Below are 13041 nucleotides of genomic sequence, written 5' to 3' on the forward strand. Positions count from 1 at the left end.
AAATTGGGTGTATTGGTTGCATTTGAAGGTGTAAATGGTAGCGATGTAAATGAATTAGGCAAAGATGTGGCTATGCAAATTGCTGCAATGAAACCTATCGCATTGGATAAAGACGAAGTTGATTCTGCAACGATCGAACGCGAAATAGAAATTGGAAAAGAACAGGCAAGAGCCGAAGGAAAGCCGGAAGCTATGCTTGAAAGAATTGCTCAGGGTAAATTACAGAAGTTTTACAAAGACAATACACTTTTGAACCAGGAGTTTGTAAAAGATTCTTCTTTGACTATACGTCAATTGCTTGAAAAAACTGCGAAAGGATTAACCGTTAAGTCTTTTAAGCGTATTGCCATTGGAGGATAAGTAAATTCCGTAATAAAATAATATTGACAACGCCTGGTATCTATTTGTATACCAGGCGTTGTTTTTTAATATTTACAAAAAATTAAGAAATAGTTTAATTTTTTGCACACACTATCGGCGACATTTTGGAATACCAATGCTTGAAACATTAGTTAACAATTATGCACGGCATAATTCAACGGACGAAGAATTAGTTAAGCTTTTCCTGGAATCCAAAGACAACCGCTATTTTGAAAAACTGTATGAAAGGTATTCATTTAAGGTTTATCAGAAGTGTTTGTCGTTAACCAAAGATGCCTCCAAGGCAGAAGACCTCACCCACGACGTTTTTCTCAAACTGATGTTCAAGATGAACACATTTAAGAAAGATGCCAAATTCTCAACGTGGCTTTTCTCAATCACCTACAATCATTGCATGGATCTGCTAAGATCCGGCAAAAAGCAAATCGTGACGGTACACGGGAAAAAAGCTGATTTTGTAGATGACTTCGACATGTATGACATTTTTGAGGAAGAAGAGATCAATACTCGGAAACTCAAACTAGCGCTCAAACAGATGAATGTAGAAGAAAAGGCTATGCTCTACCTTAAATATATGGATAACCGTAGCATCCGCGACATTGCCAAAATTTTCATGTTGACAGAAAGTGCGGTTAAGATGCGCTTGATGCGTACGCGGGAAAAGCTCAGGAAGAGGTATCAGGAGTGCATTCTATTTGGCTGATTTCTTTTAATCGAATTTTAAAATTCGTTACTTTAAGCGGGCCCTCTTCAACTCGTTCAAATAAAATGGTGGAAACGGAATTAATTGATTCACTAAATATATTGAAAATGAGCGGAAAACTCCAAAACGTAACCTTTGTTGCCCTTGCCTTATTTGTATTATCAACCTTACCCACATTCTCTCAAAAAGTTGACCTGAGTAACTCGTTAAATGCCGGTAAACTGAAAACGCCGGGTGATACGACGTGGAAAAAAATTGAATTCGGGGCTAATTTGAACCAGGGATCTTTCAGTTCTAACTGGACCGGAGGCGGTGTAAATTCAGTAGCATTAGGCCTTTTTTTTAATGCATTGAGTGAAAAGAAAAAAGGTAAGAATTCCTGGCGTAACGACTTCCAATCGCAGTATGGTATTGTCCGTAACAAAGGCCAGCAAAGCCGCAAGAATGTTGACAGGATTTTCTTTGATACCAAATATAACCGCGAATTGACTGCTGTATGGAGCCTTTTTGCCAATATTAACTTTCTTTCACAATTCGGTTCTGGTTACGAATATTCATCAGACCCTGACTCTGCGGATGTGAAGAAAAAGGTTTCCGGTATCCTGTCACCTGCATATCTTACCGAGGCAATAGGTATTGAATACCGGCCTGTTCCCTACTTTTTCATTGATTTTGCGCCAGGCGCATTGCGTCAAACAATCGTGGTGGATAAAGAATTGTACGTGAATACGCCGGACCAGAAAAACTACGGTGTTCCGATCGGCAAGCGGGTGAGGACGGAAGCTGCGCTCGTTCAAATAGTCGCCAATTTTGATAAGGATATCGCAAAAAGTGTCAACCTGAAATTCAGGTATTTGCTATTCTCCAGTTTCAAACATCCTCTCAATATCGATAATCGCCTGGACGCGATGTTGACCGCCAAAGTGAACAAATTTGTGAATGTGAACCTGGGGGCCATCGTTGTCTATGATGAAGATCAAAGCAATAAAGTTCAGTTCGCCCAGGCGCTGAGCATCGGCTTTTTATACTCTTTTTAATTTTCTCCCAACTAACCTCAACTTGTTATGCTAAAGGAATTCAAAACGTTCATCGCCCAGGGAAATGTATTGGATCTGGCCGTCGGTGTTATCATTGGTGCCGCTTTTGGGAAAATCACTACGTCACTCGTGGAAGACATTATCAACCCTATTCTTGGATTGGTGATTGGCGGAGTAGACTTTACCCAGCTGAAAATCGTATTGAAAGAAGCGGTAGGGAAAACACCGGAAGTCGCTATCAAATACGGAAATTTTATTCAGGTACTCATTCAATTTGTGATCATTGCCTGGGTAATATTCCTGATCGTGAAAGCTGCTAACAGGCTGAGATTTTCTGAATCATTGAAAAAAGAGTAGGAAAAGTCATTGAATAAATGGGTACAGAGAGGCATATCTGATATGCCTCTCTTTTTATTAAGGTTAATGCCGGGAGAGTAAAAAAAATTTTCAGCAAAAGATTTACCTTCGTGCTCTATGCTGGTTGTTCAACGTTTAAAAGAAGTCTTGTGCAAAATAAGGTAGTTATTTTGGGTGGAGGAGAAAGTGGCGCGGGAGCTGCTATCCTTGCCAAATCCAAAGGTTTGGATGTTTTTTTATCGGATAAAGGCCAGCTTAATCAAAAATACAGCGATATTCTGATCGCTGAGAACATTCCTTTTGAACAAGGGCAACATACTGACGAGAAGATCCTGGACAGTCATTTGGTTGTCAAAAGCCCTGGTATTCCCGACACGGTTCCGTTGATTTTAGCACTGAAAGCAAAGGGCATACCAGTTATATCTGAAATCGAATTTGCATCGCGCTACACCGATGCACAGCTCATCGCCATTACAGGCAGCAACGGTAAAACTACTACGACACTTCTGACGTACCATATTCTGAAAAATGCCGGTTTGAATGTTGGACTGGCGGGGAATATAGGCGAAAGCTTCGCGTGGCAGGTTGCTGAGAAGAAGTTTGATTACTATGTGTTGGAAATCAGCAGTTTTCAATTGGACAACATCATCGAATTCAGGCCGCACATTTCGGTTTTGCTCAACATTACGCCCGACCACCTGGATCGTTATGGGTACAGCTTTCAGAATTACATCAATTCCAAATTCAATATAGTACGTAACCAGAAGCAGAACGACCATTTGATCTATTTTGAAGATAGTGAGGTGATTTCGGAGGAATTTGAGAAAAGGAACATTTTACCGCATCAATGGGGCATTTCATTGGAAGAGAAACTCGAATCCGGCTCGTACCTGAACGGAGGCAAACTCTTTTCCCAAATCAATGGTAAAACCTTTGAACAGGATTTTGATAAACTGCCAATAAAAGGCCCGCACAATGCGATCAATGCGATGGCAGCGATTTCGGTAGCGCAGCTTGTGGGCATAAATTCCGCTGAAATCAGTGAGGGATTATTATCATTCAGCAATGCACCGCACCGATTGGAGGAAGTAGAAGTGATCAATGGTGTTACTTATGTTAACGATTCCAAAGCCACCAATGTTGATTCGGTTTTTTATGCGTTGGGGAGCTTCAACCAACCCGTGATTTTGATCGCTGGTGGAGTGGATAAGGGCAACGATTACGGTCAGATAGAGGAGCTGGTGCGTAATAAAGTGAAGGGTTTAATAGTTTTAGGTAAAAGTTTTGAAAAGTTGCAGGACTATTTCTCCGGTAAAGTTCCTCAGATTTACACGACGCAGGATGTGCAGGACGCTGTAAATAAAGGACAGGAATGGGGTGTTCCGGGTGATATTGTCCTGCTTTCTCCTGCCTGCGCCAGTTTTGATCTTTTTAAAAACTACGAGGACAGGGGAGATAAATTCAAGGCCGCAGTCAGAAATCTTATCAGTCAATAATCAATAAACCATTATTAACCGGTAATCGATATGGATTTCTTGCAAAGGTCGAGAGAGGATACGCAGGCATGGTTTGGCAAAAATCTGAAAGGAGATCCCTGGATCTGGGGCATTTGCATTATCATGCTTTTGTGGAGCATTGTGGTCGTGTACAGTGCCAGCGTAAAAGATGCGTACAGCCAGATGGACGGGAATACGGAGTATTATCTGTATAAGCACGTCCTGCTTTGCGTCCTATCATTGATGGTCATGTATTTTGTCCATCGCATTCCCTATATCAAGTTTGTGTACGTCACAAGGCTCGCGGTATGGAGCTCAATTCTGCTGTTAATCTTCACTATGTTCTTCGGAACCTCTGTGAATGATGCGGCTAGGTGGATTGAAATTCCCGTGATCGGTCAGCGGTTTCAGCCTTCGGAATGGGCGAAAGTGGCTCTTATCGCGCATTTATCATTAATTCTGGCCCGGCACATCAAAGGCGGCTGGAATACCAGGGAACTGTTTATGGAGCCGCTGGCGCTGGTAGGAGTGGTGTGTGGATTGATATTTACCAGTAATGTTTCCACGGCGGTCATGTTGGCGGGAATTTGCTTTCTGCTGATGTTCGTGGGGAAAGTACCCATTCATTATTTGTTATTTACGGCAATGGGGTTGGTATTTTTCGCAACTATTGCCATTCTTCTCAATTCTACCCAAAGATCCGGAACAGCGCAAAGCAGGATCTCTACATTTTTTGATAAAGACGTTGTCGTTTATCAATCTCAGCAGTCGTACATGGCGATGGCGCGTGGCGGGCTGTATGGGGAAGGCGTCGCCAAAAGCCGGCAGAGACGTTTCCTTCCCGAACCTCAGAAAGACTTTATTTTCGCAGTAGCGGTGGAGGAATATGGAACATTAGGAGGCACCATTCTCATTGTTCTGTATCTGATCCTGCTATACCGGGGACTCAAAGCCATTGAAGCAACGAAGCGACCATTTGGAGGACTGTTGTCCGCCGGATTAACATTCATTGTAGTCAGCCAGGCATTTTCAGCGATGGCGGTAACCGTTGGGCTGGTGCCTGTTACAGGGCAAACATTACCTTTTTTCAGCCAGGGAGGGACATCGTTGTTATTTACGGGCATTGCCATGGGCATGATCCTGAGTGTGAGCCGCGGCGAGACGCTCGAAGAGAAACGCATTTAAAATGTCAAAAAGAGTTATTATTAGTGGAGGTGGTACTGGCGGACATATTTATCCGGCCATTGCCATAGCCAGCGCATTGCAGCAAAAACATCCCGATCTGGAAGTTCTTTTTGTGGGCGCGCTGGGAAAAATGGAAATGGAAAAAGTGCCTCGTGCCGGTTACAACATTATAGGATTACCGATTGTAGGGATAAAAAGGGAGCTTTCAGTATCCAATCTTGCATTTCCTTTTAAGCTGGTCGATAGCTTGTTGAAAGCTAAAAAGGTGATCAGGGACTTTAAACCTGACGTCGCTGTGGGAGTGGGTGGCTTTGCGAGCGGACCGCTGTTAATGATGGCTTCACTGGCAGGTATACCCACATTGATCCAGGAACAAAATTCTTATGCAGGCATTACGAATAAATTGCTTTCCCGAAAAGCCAGCACGATTTGTGTAGCTTATCCTGGTATGGAGTCTTTTTTTTCCAAGGAAAAGATTCGGTTGCTGGGAAACCCGGTAAGAAGCGACATTGTGAACGTGTCTTCCAAAAGGAAAGAAGCATTGCTGCATTTTAAATTAAATGAAGGCATGAAAACGCTTTTTGTAATGGGCGGAAGCCTGGGTGCAAGGTCGATCAATGAGAGTATCAATGCAGGGCTTAACCAATTAGTTGATGCGGGTTATCAGATATTGTGGCAAACCGGCAAGACTTACATTGATACTGCGCAGGCAACGATTGCGGGTTTAGGGACGGGTCTGGTTAAGGCTTTTGATTTTATATATACAATGGATCTTGCCTATGCGATAGCAGATGTAGTCGTGTCCCGCGCAGGCGCGTTATCGGTCTCAGAACTTTGTCTGGCAGCGAAACCATCCATATTAGTACCCTATCCCGCAGCCTCAGAAGATCATCAGACCAAGAATGCATTGACATTGGTGGAACAGGACGCGGCGATCTTGATCAAAGATTCCAAGGCAAAGCAGGAACTTGTTCCCGCTGCATTGGAGCTGCTGAATGATATAGCAAAACAGGAGGACCTCAAAATCAATATCAGGAAATTGGCCCGACCAACGGCAGCGGAAGATATCGCGGAAGAAGTTTTAAAATTAATCAGGTAACAAAGAATCACGAATAGCATGTCATCTTCTATGACGAATTGGAAATACATTTATTTTGTCGGAATCGGCGGAATCGGCATGAGCGCATTGGCCAGGTGGTTTAAAGCCAATGGTTTTAATGTGGCTGGCTATGATAAAACGTCGACCGTCCTCGTCAAAAAACTGGTGGAGGAAGGCATCGAAGTAACACTGGAGGACGAGATAGCAAGTATTCCCGCAGCATTTATTGAAGACCCTGAGCATACCCTGGTCATTTATACGCCAGCCGTGCCAGTTCAGCACAAGCAAATGATTTATTTCCGGGATCAAAATTTCCTGATCCTCAAAAGATCTCAGGTACTCGGCTTGCTGACCAAGAATTTACGGACGATCGGCGTGGCGGGTACGCATGGAAAAACCACTACCTCATCAATGGTAGCGCACATTCTTCGCCATGCGGAGGTGAATAGTACCGCATTTCTGGGTGGTATTACGCAGAATTATGGTACCAACCTGCTGCTGAATGAGCCCACGGAAAATCTGGAAGAAGTATTCTGTGTCGTAGAGGCAGATGAATTTGACCGGTCATTTTTGACGCTTTTTCCTGAAATCGGCATCGTGACTTCCACAGATGCTGACCATTTGGATATTTACGGAAAACATGAGAATGTGCTGGAATCTTTTCGTGACTATGTAAGCCAGATTGATGACAATGGTGCGCTTTTTATGCGGGATGGGTTGGAGTTAACGGAAAGTACGAAGGCAAAAGTCTTTACATACTCGCTGAATACCGGGGCTTATCACGCAGCTAATATTCATATTCAGAATGCACGTTTTGTGTTTGACCTGGTTTATCCTGACGGTGTCATTAAGGACATTGCCATGAAAATTCCTGGTTACCACAACATTGAAAATTCAGTAGCGGCCAGCGCAGTAGCACTTTACATTGGCGTCGCTGCGGATAAAATAAAGGAGGCGCTTGAAAGTTATGGCGGAGTAAAAAGGCGTTTTGAATACCAGGTGGAGGAGAAAAGTCATGTATACATAGATGACTATGCGCATCACCCGACCGAAATCGAAGCATTTTTGTCGTCTGTGAAAGGATTATACCCGGGAAGACATGTGACGGCGATATTCCAGCCGCATTTGTTTACCAGAACCCGTGATTTTGCAGACGGTTTTGCAGAGAGTCTGTCTATGGCCGACCGACTTCTTTTACTCGAAATTTACCCGGCCAGAGAGCTGCCGATTGAGGGTGTGAATTCAGAAATGTTACTGGAAAAAGTAACTGCGGCAGATAAACAATTGGTTGCTAAAGATAATGTTTTGAATGTTTTAGCGGGTTTAAATACCGATATTGTGGTTACAATCGGGGCCGGAGACATTGATACTTTGGTAGAGCCGGTGAAGAACTTGCTTAAAAATCCATTTGCGAATAATTAGTCAAAGCATTTTTAATATTACTAAGATGTTACGTAAATTTGACTATTCATGGCTTTTGTTGAAACGTAGTTTGTGGCTTATTCTGCCGATTGCCGGTATTGGTATGGCAGAAAGCAGGCTGGGGCAACAACGTTGTGAGAATCTTGTCATTTCCATTGAGGGAGATTCCGGCACGCGCTTTCTGAATCAGATGGACGTACAAATGCTGGTTACCGAAAACGGGGGAGATCCGTTGCTGGGCAGCAGATTAAAAGACGTAGCTTTAAATGATCTTGAAAACAGGGTCAGAAGGAACAAATTAATAAAGAAGTGTCAGGTTTTTCGTGACCTTAGAGGAAATATAGTTGTAGAGGTAGAACAGGAGAAACCGCTCGCGCGCTGGATTAATACGTCGGACAATGGGGAATTGCGGAATACGTCGGGATACTATATTAACGATGAGGGCGTTTTTTTCCCGCTATCAGATAGTTATTCAGCCAGAACATTATTGGTTTCAGGGTCCTATTTCAATGATCCTAAAAGATTACAGAGTGTAAAAGGAGCTTCTTTTATGGAATTGCTGCATTTTTTAAATACAGACCCATTTTGGAAAGCGCAGATTGCCCAGCTCAATGCTGATAAGTATGGAGAGATTTCTTTGATGACGGTTTTGGGTGATCAGAGAATTGAATTTGGTTTGGCCGAAGATTATCAGGCCAAATTTAAAAAGCTTAGAATTTTTTATGAAAAGGTACTAAGTCAGGACTGGGGCAGATATAAAAAGATTAGTATTAAGTTTCAAGATCAAATAGTTTGTGAATAATAATTCACCATCAGCATGGCACACGACAAAATTGTAGTAGGAGTAGATATAGGAAGCACGAAAATAACCGTGATTGCCGCGCAGGGTGCCGCATCCGGATCCCGACAGAATAACATCGAGATTTTAGGATTTAGTGAAATTCCAGTGCCTTCGGGTGCAGTAGTAAACGGATCAGTAGAAAATATAAAACAGGTTGGTACTGCCATTCGGGAAGCACTTGCAGAGGCGTCTTTGCGCTCTGACCTTGATATTGGGATTGTAAATGTCAGCTTTGGAGGAACCCATGTAAAAATAAGTGCCCAGAGTGACGGTGTGATCAGGCCTTCGGCTTCATCAGGCGAAGAAGTAACACAAAGAGATGTGGATCAGCTGGTAGACGATATGTATCGTGCCAAGATAGAGCCAAACTACGACGTACTGCATGTGTTGCCGATGGATTTTGTGGTTGATAATTCCCTCGGTGTGAAGGAGCCGGTAGGTAGAACCGGGATCAAGCTCGGCGGAAATTTTCTGATTATTTCGGCCAATAACCAATCGATCCTGCGTACAAAGAAAAGCCTCGCAGATGCAGACCAGAATCTGAAATGTGATAAAATGGTGTTTGGGCCGCTGGCAACAAGCCTTGCGGTTTTGACAGATAACGAGATCAAGGCGGGAATTGCTTTGGTGGATATTGGAGACCATACTACGGACCTGATCATTTACCAGGACCGGATCATTCGCCACATTGCTACCTTCCCGATCGGCGGACGACACATTACCAGCGATTTAGCCATTGGTTGCGGCATTCAGTTTGAAAATGCAGAACAACTGAAAAAGGAATACGGCGTTGCCGTTTCTGCGGATATTCCCCTGAACATCGAAATTCTGGTAAATTTCCTTGCCGGAAGAGCTCCTAAGCAGGTTTTGAAGAAAAACGTCGCGTTGATCATTGAAGAAAGACTGAAAGAGATCGCAGCCATGGTTTATGCGGAAATCATCAAATCAGGCTATCTGGATAAACTGATCGGTGGTATTGTACTGACAGGCGGATCTGCGAACATTGATGACATTGAAGTTTTATTTGAAAGAGTAACTGATATGTCGGTACGGGTAGGATATCCCGAGAACCTGGAAAGGACGGCGAAGGCTGATGCAGTGAGCAATTCATCATTCAGCACGGCGATCGGACTTGCCTGGGCGGGTCTTAAATCCATTGACCCAAGAGTAAAGTCAGTATGTAAGCCTGCGACGGGGTTTAACGCCGGTGCTGGCATTGTACAGAAAGAGAAACCAAAAGAAGTGAAAGAGCCTGTGAAGAAGAATGGTACGTTTTGGGATAACATTAACAGCATTATCGGCAAAAAAGATGATAGTCTCGACGACTATTAATCATAAAAGAAGTTGCACACTCAATCAACCCCGGAAGATATGAATACAAGCTTGTTGCACTCGTTAGACCAGGACTATATAGTGAACGAAATCATAAAAGACCAGCCAAATGGCGAAAACCGCAGCGAACCAGCAATCATTAAGGTGATCGGGGTTGGTGGTGGAGGTAGCAATGCGGTCAACTACATGTTTGAGAAAAAAATCAAAGATGTAGAATTTGCCGTTTGTAATACTGACAGGCAAGCGCTGGCCAATAGCCCTGTACCTACTAAAATCCAGCTTGGAGCGACATTGACGCAGGGACTTGGAGCAGGTACGGATGCGACCAAAGGTAAAGAGGCCGCATTAGAAACCATTGAAGAGCTTAAAGGATTACTTGGAGGCGCTACCCAAATGGTGTTTATCACCGCGGGTATGGGTGGAGGTACTGGTACCGGCGCAGCTCCCGTCATCGCGCAGCTTGCGAAGGAAATGGGCAAGCTTACGGTAGCGGTAGTGACTGCACCTTACACCTGGGAAGGACTTGATAAGAAAGAACAGGCATTGGAAGGTATCGAACAGCTGAAAGAGTTCAGCGATACCGTTCTGGTGGTGTTGAATGATAAGTTGGAAGAGCTTTACGAGGACATGACGCTCACGCAGGCATTTGCAGAGGCGGACGGAATTCTTCTGAATGCTGTAAAAAGTATTTCCGAGATCATTACGACCAATGGTAATATCAATACTGATTTCAAGGACGTTGAAAAAGTGCTCAAAAATGCCGGACAGTCGGTAATGGGAACTTCGGAGGCTACCGGCGCTGACCGTGCACAGCTTGCCATTAAGGAAGCATTGGATTCTCCGCTTTTGAATGATCGTGATATTCGGGGTGCGAAACGTATCCTGGTGACTTTGGCGACGAGTAAGAAGAAAGAAGCTACTATGAAAGAACAGCGCGACATTTGGCGCTATGTACTTTCGCAGGTTGGCGGTGAGGCAAGAATGTTTAAGCTCGGAACTATCACAGACGATTCGCTTGGTGATAAACTACGGGTTACCATTGTTGCAGCAGGTTTTGACAGCATTGAATCCCCAATTCCGGGAATTGAACTAAAAAGCGCTCTGAAAGGAAAGCAGCCAGAGCCAGTTGTAGTAGTATATGAGGAGAAAGTGGAGGAAGTGGAATTTGAAGACGATCCTGAGCTTGTACTGACTGGTGAACTGGAAGAAAATACACCGACCGGCGCAATTGATCTGGTAATAGAAAAGGACATTGTTTCGCCCGGCTTCCAATCATTGCAAGGATCCATTACCGATATGGTCGAAAGCAGCGACTGGTCGAATGAAGAAACAGAAAAGCTAGAATTGATGATTTTATCATTCAAAGACGGGCTTGTCAAATACGCCGATCTGGAAGGCCCGGCATTCCGTCGTAACAGGGTAGAGCTCTGGAAAAGACCCGGGATTCCGGCCAGCGAAATGGAACAACATTGGTTGAAATAAGAGATAAAGAGGAGCAATTCGCTCCTCTTTATTTTTGAATGCTATATCCTAAAAATGAATGATCTGTCCAGCCTGAATCTCCAATAGTTCTTTGTACAAAGCATTGGAAATGATTTTGTCGCTATAATGGGAACGGATCTGCGCGAGCTTCACCCGTAGCGCTAATGTGTTCATTCCCAGGTAGCTGAATACATCATTCAAATGGCTCAATGCAATCGCTGCACCCTGCATATTGGAAGATAATCCGACCAAGGCGGCCTTTTTGTTGGCAAAGCTGTTGGGATAAGGCAGGCCGTCGATGAATGCTTTGAGGACGCCAGGATAGGAGCCATTGTATTCGGGAACCACGAACACAAATTTGTCGGTTTTTTCGAGCAATGATTTCAGGTCATTGAAAACTTCATTTTTGCCAGTGTTTTCATACAATGCGGAAACTGTAAAATCATTGGGCAGATTAACCAGATCGAGAATGATGCTGGAAGCATTCAACTGAGTTAGTATATCCTGATAATATTCGGCAATTTTTCGTGACATAGAATTGGGTCTGTTGGTTCCAACTATAATCACTATCGGAGAAGATTGTGTTGTCATTTGTGAGCAATGAATAAGTCCCGGGTTGTCAATTTTGCCGGTTCGGTATTAAGCTGATTATGTAACAAATTATGATCGGAATTGTTCATGCAAAGGGATTAGCCGTAGCCAAAACTACTGATCAATAAAATACGATACCAGGCTTGATTTCAGGATAGATGACAATTATTGTTATATTTGAGCCTAATATTCATCATAAAAATACCATAAACTGCTGTTATACAGTATTTTATTTAGATATTAACCCACTTACAAATATGTCCTGGTTTATTCGGAAAGAAAAAGGTATCAATACGCCCACCGAAATGAAGCGTGAAGCTCCGGACGGATTATGGTATCAGTGCCCCAATTGTAAAAAAATTACACCTACCAGAGAACATAAGCAGAATGCTTTTACCTGTCCCCATTGCAATTACCACGAAAAGGTAGGATCGGATGTGTATTTTAATCTTTTATTTGACGACAACGAATTCGTAGAGCTGGATCCTAATCTGACTTCCGGCGACCCATTGCATTTTGTGGATACCAAAGCTTATCCCGACAGGATTAAGTCTACTATGCAGAAAACTGGTTTGAAAGATGCTGTTCGCACCGGTCATGGCAAAATGAATGAGGTGGACATTGTCATCGCTTGTATGGATTTCAATTTCATAGGTGGCTCTATGGGATCAGTAGTTGGTGAAAAAATCGCGCGGGCCATTTCTTATGCACTCGACTATAAGATTCCATTTTTGATGATTTCCAAATCAGGTGGCGCGCGGATGATGGAGGCGGGTTTTTCACTCATGCAAATGGCCAAAACCTCAGCTCGTTTAGCGCAACTTTCAGAAGCGAAAATTCCATATATCTCACTTTTGACCGATCCTACAACAGGTGGTGTAACAGCTTCCTATGCGATGCTGGGAGACTTCAATATCTCAGAACCGGAAGCATTGATCGGATTTGCCGGTCCAAGGGTAATCAGAGAAACGATTGGTAAGGACCTTCCAAAAGGATTTCAGAGCGCAGAATTTGTGCTGGAACACGGGTTCCTTGATTTTATCGTTGACAGAAAAGACTTGAAAGATAAGTTGACCAGTCTCCTTTTTATGCTTCGTTAATATACTTATTCATCT

General features: G+C 43.4%; 12 protein-coding genes and 1 pseudogene. 12 read left to right on the forward strand and 1 reads right to left on the reverse strand.

Features of this window, described 5'->3' with window-relative positions:
• From ABIO93_RS23585 to ftsZ, 11 genes and pseudogenes are all read left to right on the forward strand, one after another.
• Positions 1–360 (forward strand): annotated as a pseudogene (locus ABIO93_RS23585) (elongation factor Ts); the annotation flags it as partial.
• Between the two features lie 136 nt (positions 361–496).
• Positions 497–1084, forward strand: coding sequence for a sigma-70 family RNA polymerase sigma factor (locus ABIO93_RS23590; protein WP_348072293.1), 588 nt, complete (start codon positions 497–499; stop codon positions 1082–1084).
• A gap of 107 nt (positions 1085–1191) precedes the next feature.
• Positions 1192–2121, forward strand: coding sequence for a DUF3078 domain-containing protein (locus ABIO93_RS23595; protein ID WP_348072295.1), 930 nt, complete (start codon positions 1192–1194; stop codon positions 2119–2121).
• A gap of 27 nt (positions 2122–2148) precedes the next feature.
• Positions 2149–2478: a large-conductance mechanosensitive channel protein MscL gene (gene mscL / locus ABIO93_RS23600; protein ID WP_348072297.1), complete on the forward strand. Its 330-nt coding sequence runs from the start codon at positions 2149–2151 to the stop codon at positions 2476–2478.
• A 149-nt stretch (positions 2479–2627) separates the two neighbouring features.
• The gene (gene murD, locus ABIO93_RS23605) at positions 2628–3974 is read left to right on the forward strand and encodes a UDP-N-acetylmuramoyl-L-alanine--D-glutamate ligase (protein WP_348072299.1); all 1347 of its coding nucleotides are present in this window, start codon (positions 2628–2630) and stop codon (positions 3972–3974) included.
• Between the two features lie 30 nt (positions 3975–4004).
• On the forward strand, positions 4005–5159 hold the full coding sequence (locus ABIO93_RS23610; RefSeq protein ID WP_348072301.1) for an FtsW/RodA/SpoVE family cell cycle protein: 1155 nt from the start codon (positions 4005–4007) through the stop codon (positions 5157–5159).
• 1 nt (position 5160) lies between these two features.
• Complete coding sequence (gene murG / locus ABIO93_RS23615) at positions 5161–6258, forward strand: undecaprenyldiphospho-muramoylpentapeptide beta-N-acetylglucosaminyltransferase (protein ID WP_348072303.1); 1098 nt, start codon at positions 5161–5163, stop codon at positions 6256–6258.
• A 30-nt stretch (positions 6259–6288) separates the two neighbouring features.
• Positions 6289–7680, forward strand: a complete 1392-nt coding sequence (gene murC / locus ABIO93_RS23620) for a UDP-N-acetylmuramate--L-alanine ligase (protein ID WP_348072305.1) — start codon at positions 6289–6291, stop codon at positions 7678–7680.
• A gap of 25 nt (positions 7681–7705) precedes the next feature.
• A complete protein-coding gene (locus ABIO93_RS23625) occupies positions 7706–8482 on the forward strand; it encodes a hypothetical protein (protein ID WP_348072307.1) in 777 nt (258 codons plus the stop codon).
• 15 nt (positions 8483–8497) lie between these two features.
• Positions 8498–9853, forward strand: coding sequence for a cell division protein FtsA (gene ftsA, locus ABIO93_RS23630; protein WP_348072309.1), 1356 nt, complete (start codon positions 8498–8500; stop codon positions 9851–9853).
• A 39-nt stretch (positions 9854–9892) separates the two neighbouring features.
• On the forward strand, positions 9893–11335 hold the full coding sequence (gene ftsZ / locus ABIO93_RS23635; RefSeq protein ID WP_348072311.1) for a cell division protein FtsZ: 1443 nt from the start codon (positions 9893–9895) through the stop codon (positions 11333–11335).
• A 48-nt stretch (positions 11336–11383) separates the two neighbouring features.
• Here ftsZ and ABIO93_RS23640 read toward each other — a convergent pair whose 3' ends face one another.
• Positions 11384–11926: an NAD(P)H-dependent oxidoreductase gene (locus ABIO93_RS23640; RefSeq protein WP_348072313.1), complete on the reverse strand. Its 543-nt coding sequence runs from the start codon at positions 11924–11926 to the stop codon at positions 11384–11386.
• A 257-nt stretch (positions 11927–12183) separates the two neighbouring features.
• Here ABIO93_RS23640 and accD point away from each other — a divergent pair, with 257 nt between their 5' ends.
• Positions 12184–13026, forward strand: coding sequence for an acetyl-CoA carboxylase, carboxyltransferase subunit beta (accD, locus tag ABIO93_RS23645; protein ID WP_348072315.1), 843 nt, complete (start codon positions 12184–12186; stop codon positions 13024–13026).
• The last annotated feature ends 15 nt before the right edge of the window (positions 13027–13041 follow it).

The organism is Dyadobacter sp., from assembly GCF_039919315.1.
Classification (GTDB): domain Bacteria; phylum Bacteroidota; class Bacteroidia; order Cytophagales; family Spirosomataceae; genus Dyadobacter.